We start from the raw sequence: 15,972 nt of genomic DNA, 5'->3' as shown, positions 1-15,972 counted from the left end.
CCGTCTCCCCAGCCCATTCCCCCCGCACACACAGCAGTCTGACCCCACGCCAGCACCCGCGAGGCCAGAACCCGAGATTTTCAGTGATCTTCTAGGTCTGCACCGACCGTGAATCTAGGGGTCGTACGCCTTCCGGGGCCGTGGCTATATAGAAGCCCCAGGCGGCCTGCACCCGGTGCGGCCACGCCGTGACGGACGCGCAGGGCCCGCAGCCCGCGCACACGCAATCCTTCCAAGTGCCTACGGAGGCGAATCATGGGCCGCGTCGAGGGCAAGGTCGTCGCAATCACCGGAGCCGCCCGCGGACAGGGCCGCAGCCACGCGCTGCGACTGGCCGAGGAGGGCGCGGACATCATCGCGCTCGACATCTGCCAGGAGATTCCCGTCGCCGACTACGGCATGTCGACCTCCACGGACCTGGAGGAGACCGCGGAGCTGGTCCGCAAGCTCGGACGGCGGGCGGTGACCCGCGAGCTCGACATCCGCGACCGGCCCGCGCTCGACCGCGCGTTCGCCGAGGCGGTCGAGGAACTCGGCCGGCTCGACGTGGTCGTGGCCAACGCGGGCATCAGCCCGGTCGGCATGGACCGGCCGCTGTCCGCCTTCACCGAGACGATCGACGTCAACCTGCTCGGCTCGATCTCCACCGTCCACGCCGCCCTGCCCCACCTCGTCGACGGCGGCTCCGTCATCGTGATGGGCTCGGTCGCCGGCCTGGCCCCGGAGCTCGCCGGCAACGCGGTCGCCGGACCCGGCGGCTACGGCTACAGCTTCTCCAAGAAGACGCTCGTCGACTACGTCGACTGGCTCGCCGTGCAGCTGGCTCCCAAGGGCACCCGCGTCAACGCGGTCCATCCGGGCAACGTGGCCACCCGGATGGTGCAGAACGAGTCCACCTACCGCACCTACCGTCCCGATCTGGAGCACCCCACCGAGGCGGACGCCGAGGTGCTCTTCAGGAACTTCCACGCCCTGGGCGTTCCGCTGCTGGATCCGATCGACATCTCGCACGCCGTGGTCTACCTGGCCTCGGACGAATCGCGGTACCTCACCGGCGTACAGCTGAAGATCGACGCCGGGGCCCTGGCGCAGCGGGCGATCCAGCGCTGAGCCGCCCGGGCGGGTCCGCAAGCCCCACCCGGCCTATCCAGGCCACCGACCAACCTACGGAGAATCAATGAGCGCCTTCGACGGCACGTGGTCCATCACCATCGCCTCTCCCATCGGCCCGCAGCACGGCACCGTGGACGTCAAGCAGAACGGGGCCGCGCTCAGCGGCACCGCCACCGCCATGGGCAGCACGGTCGGCATCGAGAACGGCCGCCTGGAGGGCGACCGTGCGCAGTTCACCATCAACATGGTGCGCCCGATGCCCATGAAGATGGACTTCGACCTCATCATCGACGGTGACGCGCTGACCGGCGGGACCGTCGCCGGCAACTTCGGCCGGATGGCCGTCACCGGCCAGCGCGCCTGACGGGAACGGCCACCCCGAAGGCGGCCTCACGACGCGCGGAAACCGTGTGGGCAGCCCTCTGATCCCCCGCAGAGGGCGGGCGCACGGTTTCCGCGCCCCGCCTTCGCCGGCCGCGTCCTTCCCACGCCGCGTGTTTCCACGCCGAGCCTTTCCCCGCCGCGCCGTTGCGCGCACCCCGTCCGAAGGAGGCCGCGTGCACGATCTCGTCTGCTGGGAGGAACTGCACCGTGGGGACTCCCACGAACTGGTCCTCGCGGTGTGCCGCCCCCTGCTCGGCCCGACGGGCACCGACCTGCGGGACGCGGCGCCGCTGCTGGAGACCGAGCACACCGTGTGGCAGGCCCTGCCGGGCCCCGCCGGGCACCGGCCCTCGGGGCTGGACCTCGACGCGTACCTGGTGCCGTGGACCGACGACGTACGAGCCCGCGGACTGCGGGTACGGGCCGTCCTGGGACTGGGTCCCGGCGGTCTGTTCGCGGGCGTGATCGGCGCGGCCGTCGCCCGGCTGCAGGGACGGTCCCCGGCGGTGCTGCTGCCCGACGCCGCCCTCGGCGAACCGGTCGCCGAGCAGTTCCGCCGTCTGGTCGCGAGCGTCTCCCGGCAGCGCCGGCGCACCGACCCCGGCGCCCTCGACTCGGCCGCCGGCCTCACCCGGGCGGTCCTCGACCTGACCGCCGTCAGCCTCTCCGCCCAGGCCGCGACCCGCCCCCGGGACCGTACGCCGGCCTGGCGCATCGGCGCCCTCCCCACGTCACCGGGAGGTTAGCCCGCGGGAATGATTCACCGGCGCCGCGGGGTGAACCGTGCGCGGTGGCTCCGCGCCGACGGCCGGCGCCGGTGCCCGGCCGTTAGCGTCGGCTCCTGTGCCGTTGAGCTATGCATTCGTGAACCTCAAACCCGGAGTGGGCAAGACGACCAGCGCGGTCTGGCTGGCCCACGCGCTGCACGCATCGGGCCTGTCTCCGTTGCTCGTGGACAGCGACCCCGCCTCTTCCGCGCTGCGCTGGAGCGAACTGGCGGGCGGTTTCCCGTTCCCCGTGCTCGCCCTTCCCGTGGGCGACGTGCACCGGCGGGTGAACGACTTTCTCGACAACCGACGGGCCGTGGTGTTCGACGCCCCGCAGCTGGAGGACCACGCCCACATCGCCCGGGGCGTCATGCGGTACGCGAGCGAGTGGATCGTGCCCGTGACCCCGGCCCCCATCGAGCTGGACCGGATGGCGCCCATCGACCGCGAAATGGACGACATGCAGTCCCTGCGCTCCCACCCGGCCCGCGCCGCCGTCCTGCTGAACCGCACGAACCGCCCCGACGCCACGCGCACCGGTCCCGACGCCGACGCCCGCGAAGCCCTCACCGAGCGGGGCTTCGACGTGCTGTCCACGCATATCCCGCGACTCGACCTGTACTCCCAGTCCTTCGGCAGCCCCGTCGAGGTGAAGGGCACGGCGTACATGGACCTCGCCGAGGAGCTCATCAACCGTCAGGACGGCGTATGAACCAGCGCAAGGACACCTATCGGGCCGCGCTGCGGCGTCGACCGGACACGACGGCCCCCGCGTCCGCTCCCACCAAGGTCACCCGGCTGGACACCCGCTACCTCAAGGTGACCGTCGAAGTGGACCTCGCCTTCGCACGTGACCTCACCGGCTGGGCGGGACAACCGCTGTCCGCGCTCGTGCGCGCAGGCGAGGCGGTCCTGCGACCGCTGCGACAGGACCCGTAGGCCGGCATCGATCACGCACTCCCCTACACCCGGCGGAGTAGTCACGATGGCTCCCCCCGCAGGATGACCGCGGATGCGGCATGGGCGATGCTGTCCGCTGTGACAGCTGATCTTCGCCGAGCCACAGCCGCAGACGGAGACGGGGAGGGAGACGGGGGCGGGGACGGGGGCGCCCGTCCGGAATCCGCTCCGCCCTCGCCCCCTGCCGAGCGCGCGCACCGGCCGCGCCGCTCCCGGCTGCGGCGGTGGCTTCAGCGCACCGCACTGGGCTGTGCCGTCGTGCTGGTGGTCGTCACAGTGGCCTCGTTCGTCTACAACGGCGTCACCGCCGGGCGCGCCGCGCCGCCGCGGGGGCTCAGGTACGTACAGGCCGCCGACATCCGCACGCGCTACCAGACCTGGGGTACGGCGGGCCCACCGGTCGTCCTGGTGCACGGCGCCTTCGAATCCGTGGACACCTGGTCGCGCCTTGCCCCGCTGCTCGCCCGCGACCACCGGGTGTACGCCCTCGACCTGACGGGCGACGGATACAGCGAGCGCCACGGCCCGTACACCGTCGACCACTTCACCCGGCAGCTCCTGGGCTTCCTGGACGCCATGCACCTCGACGGTCCGGGCGAGCGCCCGCTGCTGGTGGGGCACTCCAGCGGAGCCGCCGTGGTCACCGAGGCGGCCCTGCGGTCCCCTGGCCGGCTGGGCGGTGTGATGCTCCTCGACGGCGACGCCCTCGACACGGGCGCCGGGCCGCCGCCGGCCTTCAAGCACGTGCTGATCGAGCCGTACCGCACCAGCCTGCTGCGGATCGGGCTCGGCGTCGACGCGCTGATCCGCAGCGTGTACGACGCGCAGTGCGGGCCCGCCTGTCCGCGCCTGGACGCCGCCGGCCTGGATCAGTGGCGACGCCCGCTCCGGGTGCCGGGCGCGGAGGACGCGCTCTGGAGCATGCTGGCCGCCGGGGTGCCGGGTCTGCCCGCGGACCAGGTGGCGCGGCTCGCCGGGGCGCGCCTGCCCAAGTCGGTGGTGTTCGGGGCCCAGGACGACGTGTTCACCCGGCAGACTCCGCAGGAGACCGCCCGGCGCATCGGCGCACCTCCGGCGACGCTCATCCCGGGCGCCCGGCACCTGACGATGATCTCCAGCCCCGAGGCGGTCGCGACGGCCGTGGACAGGCTCACGGCGGCATCGATCGCGGCATCCCGGTGACTCCACGGCCGCCCCGGCGCCGAGGTGGGGCGCCGGGACGGCGGCGCCCACGGTGCCGGGGCGGGCCGGGCGCCCCGGCACCGCGCCGCCGCATCAGCCCTTGGCGCGCAGCCGGGCCGCCAGGGAGGTCAGCGGCTCGGTCTCCTCGGTGTGGCCCAGGGCGGTGAGTCGGGAGACCGCCGCGTCGAGGCGGGTGAGGGCGGGGGCGGGGCGTTCCAGGTAGATGCCCTCCACGGCACCCGCGAGCCGGACGCACTCGGCCCACTCGCCGGCGTGGTCCTCGTCGGATCCCGGTTCGCCGAGCAGGCCGAGCGCCTCGTCCAGGGCGGCCAGGGCGGTCTCGTACTCACGCGCGTAGGCGTTGACCCGTCCGTGTTCGTAGGCCAGGGCGGGGTCCAGGGCGCGGCCGCGGGCCTCGTACCCCGCGGCGCGGGCCTCGTCGGCGATCCTGCCCGCGTCGGCGAGGAAGGCGAGGGCGTCGGCCAGGCCCTCGGGACCCTGCTGCTGGGCCTGGAGGCGGGCGAGTTCGCGCAGGCAGTTGCTGAGCTGCTCGTAGCGCGGGGCCCGGGCGTGGGCGGCGAGGGCCTGGTCCGCGGCCTCGCGGGCGCGGCCGAACTCGCCGGACTCGGCGAGGAGTACGGCGGTCTCGGCGGCGATCATGGCGTGGCTCCCGGGGTCGTCGTCCCAGCCGGCCGACTCGGCGGCGAGGGCGGCGAACTCCACCGTGGCGGCCTTGAGGTCCTCGCCCGCGTGCAGCGCGCGGGCGCGGGTCAGGCGCAGCTGGGCGACGAGCCGGTCGTCCAGCTCTCCGGCGGCGACGTCCGGTTCGGCCAGGAGGGAGTCGAGCAGGGCGATGCTGTCCTCGACGCGGCCCAGGTCGAGGCTGAGCTGCGCGGCGTTGCTGTAGGTGCAGAACGCGTCCGTCCGGCTGCCGTGGCGCAGTTCCAGCTCCGCGGAGCGCGTCAGGTGCCGCAGTGCCTCGTCGGGGCGGCCCAGGTGCATGCAGACCTGTGCCAGATCACCGTGGAGGCGGGCGGTGTCGCCCCTGTCGGACGGCCAGTCGGCGGCCAGGCGCAGGCTCTCGGTCAGGTCCGCGTGCGCGGCCTGCGCGTCCCTCAGGCCGAGCTGGATCCGGCCGCGCAGGCCGAGCGTGCGGGGCAGGTGCCAGGCGGGGCCGTGCGCCTTCAGCCGGTCGAGGAGGGCGTCGATCTCCGTGGCCGCGGCGGGCAGATCGCCGGACAGGGCGTATGTGCTCGCCCGCAGCAGCAGGGCGCCGGAGACCTGTCCGGCGATGTCGTGCCGGGTGGCGAAGGCGAGCAGCAGGGCCACTTCGGCGAGGACCGGCGCGATGTGCTCTTCGTTCCCCGACGTCTGCAGCCGCAGGCCGAGCGCGCTCGCCCGCAGCCGCAGCAGACGGGCCTCCTGGTAGGGGGCGAGGCCGGTCGTCTCCTCGTGCAGACGGACGAGTGCCGCGTGGGCGGCGGTCAGCGCGGCGGCCTTCGCTTCCGCGCCGTCGGCACGCTCCGCAGGGATCTCGCCGGTGGGGAGCAGGGCGCAGGCGCGCGCGAGCGCCGCGTGACCCGGCGCTCCGGCCTCGTCGTACAGTCTCGCGGCCTCCTCGTACAGGGCGGCGGCTTCCTCGAACTCGTCCTTCTCGCCCACCCGGCCCGCCTCGTCGGCCAGCAGGTCCGCGCGCAGCAGGACGAGCGGTCCCACGGCCGGGTCGTCGGGGTGGGCGTAGTCGGGGGCGGCGACGAGCGTGCGCAGCCGTGCCCAGCAGGCCACCGCGTCCGGATGCCCCTGCTCGTCCAGCGCCCTTGCCCGCAGGATGAGTTCGGGCAGCGACTCGGGGACGGCGGCGGCCGTGCGGGCGGCGGGCGCGGTGGCCGGGGTGGCCGGCATGGCCGGGGCCACGTCGTCGAGAACGCGGGTGCGCAGGGTCAGTTCCAGTGCGTCCAGCAGGGGGGCCCGGTCGAGGCGGGCCCTGCGCCGGTCGGTGTGGGCCGTGGTTCCGTTGCGGGCGTCGAAGCGGGCGGCGAGGTCGTCGGCGCGGCCACGCACCTCGGCGCGCAAGGCTGCCACCGTCCAGGTGCGGCCGGCGTATCCGGCGGCGGGCAGTTCGCCGTGGCCCAGGGACTCGACGCGCTGGAGGAGGACCTCCACGCCGGTGAGGAAACCGAGCAGGTCCAGCGGCGAGTCGACCTCGTCGAACAGGCTCCGGTTCTCGGCGAGCAGTTCCAGGCCGCGTGCCTCGTTGCCGGTCAGCGCGCAGAACTCCAGGTGCCGGCCGACCTCCTGGGACATCGAGGGGTTGCGGCGGCAGGCGCGGTACCCGGCGAGGTGCAGCTCGCGGGCCCGGTCTGTGCGGCCGGTGCGCAGCAGGGGAAGCAGCGCGTAGGAGACGGAGCGGGCGGGCTCCTCCTGGCAGGATTCCTTCCCGGCCAGGACGGGCTCCCAGGTGCGCAGCGCCCGCTCGTCGTCGCCGGCCGTGAGGTGGTACAGGGCGCGCTCGCAGATCTCGCAGGCCTCGCAGTCGCTGAGCCTGGTGCGGGTGCGGCCCGCCCACAGCTCGTAGGCGGGGGTGGTGTCCTCGCCGATGTGGGCGGCGAGCTGGTACGCCTGTCCGTAGTAGGGCTGGAGGCCGAGGCCGGCCTTCTCGTACCGGTCGCGCATCTCCGTCAGCCACTGGCGCAGGCTGGTCAGAGGTATCTCGGGGAGCTGGCGCAGGGCGTGGGCCACCCACTTGAACCGCCAGAACAGCATGTGGCGCAGGCGCTCGTCGAAGACGTCGGGCTGCTCGTCGAAGAGCGTGAGCAGGCGGGCGAAGACGACGGGCGACTTGCGGGGTTCGGAGCCGTAGGTGTACGCCTCCTGGAGTTCGAGGAGCGCGTGGACGAGCGGGAGGGGCTCGGCGAACTGCTCGGCGGCGTCGACCAGTTCCTCGGCCGTGACGGTGCGGGTACGGCCGTAGGGGCGCCGGTCGTTCTCCTGGAGCGCCTGGTACAGCTCGTCAATGGTCTGGGGTGCGGTCGGCATCGTCAGCTGTCCTTGCGGAGGGCGTGGGCGAGAAGGTCGAGGAAGGAGCGGTTGATGAGGCTCGACTCGGCGGGCCTGAGCGGGCGCCGGGACAGCATCGCGGCCTGCCCGTAGAGGGCTTCGGCGCTGGTGCGGGCCAGCTCGGGTTCGTCGATGGTGACGGCGGTGCGGACCAGTGGGTTGAGCTGGTTGAGGATCAGCTGGGCCCGCGGAGCCTCCTGACGCAGATGGCCGAGGATGTCGCCCCACAGGCCTCCCTGCTGCTCGCGGGCGAGCTGGGAACGGGTGCGCTCGTGCCGGGCCTCGCGGCTGTCGAGGAGCAGGGCGGGGGCGGAGGCGGGCTGGAAGGTGCGCAGCGCGACGTCGCAGTCGAAGACGGCGAGGGCGTCGCGGGCCAGGGCGAGGTAGGCCGCTGCGGCCAGTTCCGTCTCCCGGTCGACCGGGTCGAGGTGGGCGGTGAGCGTGGCCGGGTCGAGGTCGGCGACGCTGACCTCCGGCCTGATCTCCGGCAGCCGGTGGACCAGTTCGCGGTCGTAGGTGTAGCCGCCGTTGACGACGCCGAGCCCGGCGGCCGAGGCGATCGCGGCGACCTGCCGGAACTCCTCCACGCTGGACGTCACGAGCACGGTGCGGTGGGTGCGCGCGAACTCGTCCAGCGTGGCGTGTCCGTCGGTGGTCTCGAACGGCAGCCACGGCAGCAGCATCCGCAGGATCTCGTCGTCGTGCACCGCCAGCGACTTCACGGCCAGGTGGTGGGCCTGGAGGAAGCGGCCGAGGAGGTCCGGGTCGCTGGCGGCGGTCCGGGCGATCCACGCGCGCAGCCGTTCGGCGAGGGCGTCGCGGACGGCGGCGAGGGTGTCGTCCTCGTACAGGGACTCGCGGGACGCGGTGGGGCGCAGGCTCTCGGCGTCGACGACGCAGCGGACGAAGAACGCCCACTCGGGCAGGATCTCCTCGGCCTGCTCGGACAGCAGCATGCCCTTGACGTGCACGCGGTGGCCGTGGCGGCGTCCGGCCGGCACAGCCTCGGGCAGCACGCACGCGATGCCCTTCAGGCCCACCGCCGGCAGGTCCAGCTCGATGGTGTCCAGCGGCGTGAACCCGAAGACGTCCTCGCCGTACCCGGCCAGCGCGCGGGAGCGGGCTCCCGGCGTGGCGTACGCACGCGCCCAGGGTGCAGGCTCGGGGTTGACGGGAGCGCCCGGGCCGCCCGTGCCGTCGTCGAAGGTCACCGGGTGGCGCAGCAGGGAGCCGAAGTGCCGGGCCAGCGCGTGCACCTGGGCCGGCCGGGTCCACTCGCCCGCGTCGGCGCGGGGCGTCAGCGTGACGGTGGTGCCGGGCCGCGGGCGGGCGGAGGCGGGCAGGGTCCGGACGGAGTAGCTGCCGTCACCGCGTCCCCGCCACTCCACGACGGGCGCATCGGCAGTGCGCGCGGAACGGCTCAGGACATGGATCTCGTCCGCGACCAGGAAGCAGGAGAGCAGACCGATGCCGAACTGGCCGATGAAGTCGGCGCGTTGCTCGGCGATCTTCTCGGCGCGCTTGCTGCTGCGGCCGATCGTGGCGAGGAAGGTGTGCACGTCGGCCTCGGTGAGACCGACTCCGTCGTCCTCGACGCGCACCACCGAACCGTCGGCGTACAGGCGGATACCGAAGGCGCCGGCCGCGGCACCCGGTTCGAGGCCGTGCCGCGCGGTCAGCGCGTCCACCGCGTTCTGCATCAGTTCGCGCAGGTAGACGCGGGGGCTGGAGTAGAGGTGGTGGGAGAGGAGATCGACGAGGCCGCGCAGATCCACCTGGAAGGTGCGGTCGGTGCCGGCCGGGCGGGGCGGGGTGTCGGGCAGAGTCATCGGGCAGTCCGGGGTCGGGGTGTTCGAGGAGTGGCAGATGGGGGTGGCGGGCTCAGGCGTTGCGCCGGGCGCGGGCGTACATCTTTTCCGGCTGCGCCATGTACTTCCACGGCCACGAGGTGTAAGCGCCCTGGAGCTCTCGGAAGACGCGCGGCAGCGCGATGCTCTCGGAGGCCAGCGACAACGCCATGGCGAAGATGTTGAAGTCCTCCTGCCAGCCAGGGCGTCGCTCGTAGGCGGGGTGGAGGATGCTGTGCTCGGCCGCCTCCAGCAACTCGTCCTGGATCTCAGGGGTGACGAGGCAGTTCTTGCTGTCCGACTCCACCCAGTCCTCGATGTGCGCCATGGCGATCACACAGCCGATACGGTGGCCCTCGGGCGCGCCGGCGAACGCCTCGCGGGCGAACGCGAGTGCCTGGCCCGGCTCGCCGCTCCAGCGGGGCTGAAGGTACGACACCCACTCGATGTGGGTCTCCAGGTCCAGCGGGTCGCGGCGCAGGGCGGCGTCGAGCCGGGTCTCGTTGACGGCCGGGCCCAGGGACATGCCGCGGCCGGAGGTGAGCAGACGGCGCCAGGGCGTGACCCATTCCGGCCGCAACTCGGCGGCCTCCAGCAGCTGTTCCTCCGCGATGTGGAGCCGCTCGTGGAAGACCCGCCACTGCTCCTGCGTGACGTCCACGGCACGCGCGCTGGTGCGCGCCTCCCAGCCCCAGATGATGTGGCGCGCCCCGGATATCAGCAGGGCCGTCGCCTGGTGCTCCTTGTCCTCCTCGACGGCCCGGCCGATCCAGTCCTGCACACCGGCCAGGTCGGCCAGTTCGCCCAGGACCTGGTGGTCGCGGCCGAGGTCGAAGGGAGCCGACGCCGCCTTGACCGCCTCCCAGTCACCCGCCTCCGCCGCCTCCACCAACGCGAGCACCCGAGCGTCCCCGAGGGCGCGCAGCGTGTACATCCCGTCCTTCTGCTTGCGCGGGACGGGAAGCGCGTACGGATCCGCCGCCGGTCTGTCCCCACCCCTGCCGAACAGCTTGCCGAACATGCCGCGCCCTCCCCAGGTCCCGCGTGATCGTTTGGTGCAGCATAAGCGGCACCACCGACACCGCTTCCACAGGGTTTCCACGGGCGGTCCACGGGCTCGGCCCCGCCCTCGCCCACGTCCGGCGCCGCCGGAGGGTTCACGAGCCCATTTCGACCACCTAGGGTCTGTCTTGAGTTGTGATCGAGTCCCGGTGGTGGGGCCCCGGTCCGGAACGACGTTGGTGTGACGCGTGCGCACCACCCAACGCCCTACGACCTGCAGCGACGCATTGCTGAACGGGACCGCCCTGCGTAGCAGACCGGTTCGGTCACGCCGACTTTCCCTGCGCGGCCCAGGCCTCGCTCTTGCGAACCTGGTTGACTGTCCACCCATGAGGATTGGTGTGACGCTGCCGATGTCCAAGTCGGACGGACAGGGGCGGATGCCAGGCTGGCCCGACGTGTGCGCGCTGGCCCTGCACGCAGAATCGGCGGGGCTGGATTCAGTGTGGATCTGTGACCATCTCGTGAGCGAGCCGCCAGGTAACCCGCCAGAAGGCGTGTTGGAGGCATGGACCATCCTGTCCGCGTTGGCCGCGTCCACCCGGCGGGTGACGGTGGGCACGCTGGTGACCTGCAGTTCGTTTCGGCATCCGGCGCTGCTGGCGAAGATGGCAGCAACGGTCGACGGGATCAGCGGTGGACGCCTTGTGCTGGGGCTCGGCGCCGGATTCCCTGGCCTGGAGTACGAGGCGTACGGCTTCCCGAACGATCACCGTCTCGCGCGCTTCGAGGAGACGTTGGAGATCGTCGGTGGGCTGCTGCGGGGCGCCGTCGTCACCACGCCCGGTCAGTTCTACCAGTTGCGGAACGCGTCGCTGCTGCCATCGCCCGACCGACGGATTCCACTGCTGGTCGCCGGTGACGGCCCACGCCTGCTGCGGATGACCGCACGTCACGCCCAGGCCTGGAACACCGCCTGGCATGGCGCGCCCGACGACCGGCTGCGTGCACGGCTTGCCGCGATGGAGCGGGCGCTGGCCGACGAGGACCGGGAAGTGGGCTCGCTACACGTCACGGTGGGCGTGTCCGTGGCGGATCCCGACCACCCGGGCGTGGACGACAACGACGGCGTGTTCGCCGGCACACCTGACGATCTGGCCCGCATCATCGATGAATACGCCCTGCTCGACGTCGATGAGCTGATCATCGCACTGACGCCCAAGATCGGGCGATCAGTGGACCGGTTGGTCCGGGCGCTCACCCTGCGGACAAGCTGAGATGTCGCCGCCGGCGTCCGGTCGCGGTTTGACGACGCGCAGTGCCCGTGTGCCGAAAACCTGGTTACTAGGGCCCGTGAGATGTCGTGATCAATCGGCTGCTTGCAAGAGATCTCCGAGCCAGATCATCGAGGCGCGCAGTTCGAGGCCGGCGAGGTAGCTCTCGGGCGTCTTGTCGAAGCGTGTGGCGATGCCGCGCCAGTCCTTCAGCCGGTTGATCAGTCGCTCGACGGTGTTGCGGTCACGGTAAAGATCGGCGTCGAAAGCGACGGGACGGCCGCCCCGGCTGCCCTTCTTCTTGCGGTTGGCGGCCTGGTCCTTCTTCTCCGGGATAACAGCCCTGATGTGGCATTTCCGCAAGTGGGCGCGGTTGGCGCGGGACGAGTACGCCTTGTCCGCAGCGACCGCGCCCGGCCGGGTGCGGGGCCGACCGACCGGCAGACGGACGCGGATCCTTTTCAGCACGGGGACGAATTGGGGGCCGTCCGCGGCCTGCCCGGCGGTCAGAACGAACGACAAAGGGCGGCGCTTGCGGTCGCCAGCGAGATGAATCTTGCTGGTCAATCCACCGCGGGACCTTCCGAGCAGGGCTTCCTTCAACCGGAGCCTGCGCTGGCGGCGGACGCGTCGGCGCTCGGCACGCTCAGGCTCGTTTCCTCCGTCCCGCCCGTTCTGTTCCCTCTCGTCCCTCCTTTTTGCCGGGCCTCTTCCTGCTCGGCGGCGGCTTCCTCGATAGCCTCCAGGACGTCCTTGCCGACGATCATCCCGGCGGCGTCGTGGTGAGCACGGACGGTCGTGGAGTCCACGCTGACTAGGGACAAGTCTGTCTTGCCCTGGCGGGCGGCTTCGGCGATCAGGCCCTCCAGCAGAGCGGTGAAGACACCGGCATTCCGCCACACCCGGAAGCGCCCGTAGACGGTCGGGCAGGGCCCGAACTCGCCCGGCATCTCACGCCACTGCGCGCCCGCCCTGAACCGCCAGATCACCCCCTCAAACTGATCCCGCAACCGCTCAGGGTACGGACCGTACTCACCTATCGGCAAAAACGGCTCGATCAACTTCCACTGCTCGTCGGTGAGTTGCCTGCGCGTCACGGTCTTGTTCCTACCGGATCCGCCTTCCTACCGGATCCGAATCTGCAAAATAGATCACGACATCACACAGGCCCTAGTCGGACACACCTTCGCAAAGCCTGGTCAGAGCACTCACCAGGCTTTGCGAAGGTGTGTCCGAGGGGAAATCGACGGGCCGACGACACGGTTGTAGTGGCACAACGGCACTTCCACCTGCCGAACCGGACTTCGGTCAGTCGCGGGGGCGGAGGCTGGCTTCTTCGAGGTCGAGTTCGTGCTGGATCCGGCGCCGGGTGGCGTTGCTGATCTTGTTCGCTTCGTAGAGGCGCTGGAGCTCGGCCGCCTCGATCGCGATGAGTGTCCGGCGAATCTCGCGGTAGGCGTCGGCGGGGCGGGCGTCCGGGTCGGTGTAGTGCGCGTCCTCGACCTGGTGGATGCGCGCTTCCAGATGACGACGGGCCTGTTTCAGGGCGGCCTCGGCGGCGGTACCCAGATCGGCCAGCTGATCCAGATCGCCCAGCAGTTTGAGCTCCTCGAGAGCGGCGCGGGCGATGCGCCGGCGGGTCCGGGCCTCCTCGCGGGCGGTGTGCTCCGGTTCCAGAGCGATGCCGGAGCGGCGCACGACAGGAGCCAGAGTGAAGCCCTGGAAGACGAGAGTGAGCGCGACGGTCCCGGTGGTGAGCGTGAGAATGAGCGCCCGGTGCGGCAGCGGCGCCCCTGTGTGGGTGACCAGGGGGATGGAGAGCGCGGCCGCCAGCGGCATGACACCTCGGGTGCCCGCCCAGGACAGGACGGCCGGAACCCGCCAGGAGAGGCGGTTGTCGCCCTCCATGTGCCGGTGGTGGATCAGGGCGGACAGCGGGAAGATCCACAGCAGACGGATCGCCAGCAGAGTGAAGGCGATCGCCGGCACCCACAGCGGCCAGCCGTGCTCGTCGCGCGCGAGATGACGGACGGCCCACGGGAGCTCGAGGCCGATCAGGGCGAAGACGACACTCTCCAGCAGGAAGGCCACGGTGTCGTAGACGGCGTGCACCTGGAGGCGGACGGGGGCGTCGCCGAGCTTGTGGCCGGTGCTGCCGAGGACGACCCCGGCCACGATGACGGCGGTCACGCCGGAGGTGTGCGACTGCTCCGCGATGACATAGGAGGCGTAGGGAGTGACCAACGCGATGACGGTCTCCAGCATGGGGTCGTCGGTCCGTCTGCGGATCAGCGTCTCCACTGCGGCGACCGCCGCCCCGATGAGGGCTCCTCCGCCTGCGAGGATCAGGAACTGCACGACGGTCCCGGGCACGCTGATGGCGCTGCCGGACACCACGGTGGCCACGGCGACCTTGTACAGGACCAGTGAGGTGGCATCGTTGAACAGGCTTTCCGCCTGCACCATGGCCTGCACACGCGATGGGAGAGACAGGCGCCGGCCGAGCGCGGTCACGGCCACGGGGTCGGTGCTGGCCAGGACCGAGCCGAGGATGAACGCGGTCGCGGCAGTGAGCGGCGTGATCGCATGGGCCACGTACCCGACGGCGAGGGCCGAGGCGAGGACCAGGCCGAATACCAGACCGGTCACGGGCCGCCATACAGTGCGCAGGTCGCGGACGGAGATTTCCCCGGCCGAGGCGTAGAGCAGCGGCGGCAGCACCAGCACGTTGATCACGTGAGGCGGCAGGCGGACCTCGGGCACCCAGGGAATCAGCCCCACGACCAGACCCGCGACAACGAGGAGCGAGGGGGCCGGCAGGCTCCAGCGCCGGGCACCCGTCGCCACGGCGGTGGCCAGGACCACCAACAGCAGGACGACGATCACGCCGGTCATGGAGCGTCCCCGTGGGTTACGGCTTGTGACCCCCCTGCGGCCAGGTGCTCAACCAACGTAACCGACGTACTGCGGTGACGCAGCCGACGGGGGCCAACGACCGTCCGGTGCCCGGCGCCTTGTCCGAGCCCGGAGGCGTCACCGTCAGTCCCGACCGGCGAACCGATGCAGGGTGAGCGCGGCGCCGAAGAGTCGGACGCCGCGGGCGGTGTGCGGGCCCACGCCGGTCAGCTCGGTGACACGGGCCAGGCGGTTGTCGACCATGTCGGGGCGACGTCGAGCGCCTGAGCCGTACGGCGCCGGTCGAAGTCGCAGTCGAGTGAGGCGACCACGGTCTCGTCCGCGACGGCTGCGATGCGGCGGGCTCGTTCGGCCGCTGCGGGGACCTCCTTGGGGGTGCCCGCCGTTGCGGCTCCTACGATCGGCGCCGCCGGCAAGACGGGAGGAGAGTCGGCCGGCGACGGCGTCGAGTGCGGTCCGGGAGGGCGACAGGACGCAGCCACCGCGTTCGTCCGGCAGGCTGAGAACGCGGCGCATCCGGATCCCGGATGCCACCGCGCACTCCACCGCGGACCGGATCGTGCGGCTCGGACGCAATCTCCTCAGGGACCTCGGGGACGCGGGCAGCCAGCCCCGATTCCACGCGCTCCGCGAGTTCGACACCTGCTACAACGGACATCGCCCACACCGAGCCCTGGACCAAGCCGCTCCCCTCCGCCCGCTCCCCACAAAGAACGTTTGGCCCGGTGAACCTTCCGCGCCGGACCCGCGTCTTCCCCCGCGACCGCCACCACATGCCCAGGAGAACAGACCGTGGCCGACAAGGACGTTGAACAGACCGACGAGCGGGGTTACATCCCGGGGCCGTGGTGGGCGGACCTCGGGACGTGGGGGGCTGTCGCACTGATCGTCTTCGGGGGCCTCGCGGCGGCATGGGTCCATCTCCGGCTGCCCGGCACCCCGGAGGAACCGGCGTCCGGCTACTACGGGGTCTCCAAGGTCATGGCCATCGGCCTGGTGACTTTGGGATGCACCTTGCTCGGCCGCCGTCGCACCCGGGCCGCAGCCATCGAGGAGACGAACGAACGGGACCGCGCCTGACGCCAGCGGTTGGCCGCCTACGGCGCTGCTCACCGACGTCTACCCGCCCTTCCGGCTCGACCAAGACGGCGACGAACCGAGTACCGCGCCATGACCACCCCACTGGCCTCGGCCTCCTGTCCTGCACGGCTTCGTCCACCTGGCGGTGTGGCTGGCGCCCTCCGGCGGGGACGGGCCGTTCGGCCCCGCACTCCTGGGTGCCGGCCACGGTCGGGCTGCTCGGCCCTTCGAGCTGACGTGCACCGGGTTCCTCCGAGGATGCCCGGCCTTCGGGCCGGGGAGGAATCGGACTCCCGCGGAGCAGGGCAGGGACAGCCGGATCGCCGTCGGGGCGATCCGGCGTCCACCCCGCACGGCGGTGATGCCGCCCACGATGATCGAGAGCTCTCA

Annotated in this window: 12 protein-coding genes and 1 pseudogene; 8 read left to right on the top strand and 5 right to left on the bottom strand. The window is 71.9% G+C overall.

Annotation, left to right across the window (positions count from 1 at the left end; translation table 11 throughout):
- Window positions 1–255 precede the first annotated feature (255 nt).
- The 6 genes from ACIBJF_RS46960 (at window position 256) to ACIBJF_RS46935 (ending at window position 4,406) form a co-directional block, all read left to right on the top strand.
- Complete coding sequence (locus ACIBJF_RS46960; protein ID WP_399183818.1) at window positions 256–1,110, top strand: mycofactocin-coupled SDR family oxidoreductase; 855 nt, start codon at window positions 256–258, stop codon at window positions 1,108–1,110.
- Window positions 1,111–1,177: 67 nt separating this feature from the next.
- Complete coding sequence (locus ACIBJF_RS46955; RefSeq protein WP_399183817.1) at window positions 1,178–1,477, top strand: hypothetical protein; 300 nt, start codon at window positions 1,178–1,180, stop codon at window positions 1,475–1,477.
- A 193-nt stretch (window positions 1,478–1,670) separates the two neighbouring features.
- The gene (locus tag ACIBJF_RS46950) at window positions 1,671–2,243 is read left to right on the top strand and encodes a hypothetical protein (protein ID WP_399183815.1); all 573 of its coding nucleotides are present in this window, start codon (window positions 1,671–1,673) and stop codon (window positions 2,241–2,243) included.
- A gap of 103 nt (window positions 2,244–2,346) precedes the next feature.
- Entirely contained in the window at window positions 2,347–2,976 is a 630-nt protein-coding gene (locus ACIBJF_RS46945) for an AAA family ATPase (RefSeq protein ID WP_399183813.1), read from the top strand.
- Window positions 2,973–3,203 (top strand): hypothetical protein, encoded by a 231-nt coding sequence (locus ACIBJF_RS46940; RefSeq protein WP_399183811.1) that lies wholly within the window; start codon window positions 2,973–2,975, stop codon window positions 3,201–3,203. The genes ACIBJF_RS46945 and ACIBJF_RS46940 overlap by 4 nt, the downstream gene beginning before the upstream one ends.
- A gap of 285 nt (window positions 3,204–3,488) precedes the next feature.
- Complete coding sequence (locus ACIBJF_RS46935; RefSeq protein ID WP_399183810.1) at window positions 3,489–4,406, top strand: alpha/beta fold hydrolase; 918 nt, start codon at window positions 3,489–3,491, stop codon at window positions 4,404–4,406.
- A gap of 93 nt (window positions 4,407–4,499) precedes the next feature.
- Here ACIBJF_RS46935 and ACIBJF_RS46930 read toward each other — a convergent pair whose 3' ends face one another.
- Genes ACIBJF_RS46930 through ACIBJF_RS46920 form a run of 3 tightly spaced genes read right to left on the bottom strand, consistent with a single transcriptional unit; the run spans window position 4,500 to window position 10,331 of the window.
- Window positions 4,500–7,442: a hypothetical protein gene (locus ACIBJF_RS46930; protein ID WP_399183808.1), complete on the bottom strand. Its 2,943-nt coding sequence runs from the start codon at window positions 7,440–7,442 to the stop codon at window positions 4,500–4,502.
- 2 nt (window positions 7,443–7,444) lie between these two features.
- Complete coding sequence (locus ACIBJF_RS46925) at window positions 7,445–9,292, bottom strand: HSP90 family protein (RefSeq protein ID WP_399183806.1); 1,848 nt, start codon at window positions 9,290–9,292, stop codon at window positions 7,445–7,447.
- A gap of 52 nt (window positions 9,293–9,344) precedes the next feature.
- Window positions 9,345–10,331, bottom strand: a complete 987-nt coding sequence (locus ACIBJF_RS46920) for a hypothetical protein (protein ID WP_399183803.1) — start codon at window positions 10,329–10,331, stop codon at window positions 9,345–9,347.
- Between the two features lie 370 nt (window positions 10,332–10,701).
- On the opposite strand from ACIBJF_RS46920, the gene ACIBJF_RS46915 reads away from it, so the two are divergent.
- Window positions 10,702–11,589 carry an LLM class flavin-dependent oxidoreductase gene (locus ACIBJF_RS46915; protein WP_399183801.1) on the top strand — a complete coding sequence of 296 codons (888 nt, stop codon included), beginning with the start codon at window positions 10,702–10,704 and terminating at the stop codon, window positions 11,587–11,589.
- A gap of 90 nt (window positions 11,590–11,679) precedes the next feature.
- Here the strand turns inward: ACIBJF_RS46915 and ACIBJF_RS46910 are convergent.
- Window positions 11,680–12,683 (bottom strand): annotated as a pseudogene (locus ACIBJF_RS46910) (IS5 family transposase).
- Window positions 12,684–12,894: 211 nt separating this feature from the next.
- On the bottom strand, window positions 12,895–14,481 hold the full coding sequence (locus ACIBJF_RS46905) for a Na+/H+ antiporter (protein ID WP_399183799.1): 1,587 nt from the start codon (window positions 14,479–14,481) through the stop codon (window positions 12,895–12,897).
- Window positions 14,482–15,294: 813 nt separating this feature from the next.
- Here ACIBJF_RS46905 and ACIBJF_RS46900 point away from each other — a divergent pair.
- Window positions 15,295–15,582: a hypothetical protein gene (locus tag ACIBJF_RS46900; protein WP_399183797.1), complete on the top strand. Its 288-nt coding sequence runs from the start codon at window positions 15,295–15,297 to the stop codon at window positions 15,580–15,582.
- The last annotated feature ends 390 nt before the right edge of the window (window positions 15,583–15,972 follow it).

The sequence above is a fragment of the Streptomyces sp. NPDC050743 genome (genome assembly GCF_044456925.1).
Classification (GTDB): Bacteria; Actinomycetota; Actinomycetes; order Streptomycetales; family Streptomycetaceae; genus Streptomyces.
The sequence above is the reverse complement of the archived record's forward strand: the minus strand, read 5'-3'. Positions and strand labels throughout refer to the sequence as shown.

Excerpts from the sequence above, each read along its gene's own strand:
- ACIBJF_RS46960 (WP_399183818.1), top strand. The coding sequence starts at position 256 with ATGGGCCGCGTCGAGGGCAAGGTCGTCGCAATCACCGGAGCCGCCCGC.
- ACIBJF_RS46915 (WP_399183801.1), top strand. The coding sequence starts at position 10,702 with ATGAGGATTGGTGTGACGCTGCCGATGTCCAAGTCGGACGGACAGGGG.
- ACIBJF_RS46905 (WP_399183799.1), bottom strand. The coding sequence starts at position 14,481 with ATGACCGGCGTGATCGTCGTCCTGCTGTTGGTGGTCCTGGCCACCGCC.
- ACIBJF_RS46930 (WP_399183808.1), bottom strand. The coding sequence starts at position 7,442 with ATGCCGACCGCACCCCAGACCATTGACGAGCTGTACCAGGCGCTCCAG.
- ACIBJF_RS46955 (WP_399183817.1), top strand. The coding sequence starts at position 1,178 with ATGAGCGCCTTCGACGGCACGTGGTCCATCACCATCGCCTCTCCCATC.
- ACIBJF_RS46920 (WP_399183803.1), bottom strand. The coding sequence starts at position 10,331 with ATGTTCGGCAAGCTGTTCGGCAGGGGTGGGGACAGACCGGCGGCGGAT.
- ACIBJF_RS46940 (WP_399183811.1), top strand. The coding sequence starts at position 2,973 with ATGAACCAGCGCAAGGACACCTATCGGGCCGCGCTGCGGCGTCGACCG.
- ACIBJF_RS46925 (WP_399183806.1), bottom strand. The coding sequence starts at position 9,292 with ATGACTCTGCCCGACACCCCGCCCCGCCCGGCCGGCACCGACCGCACC.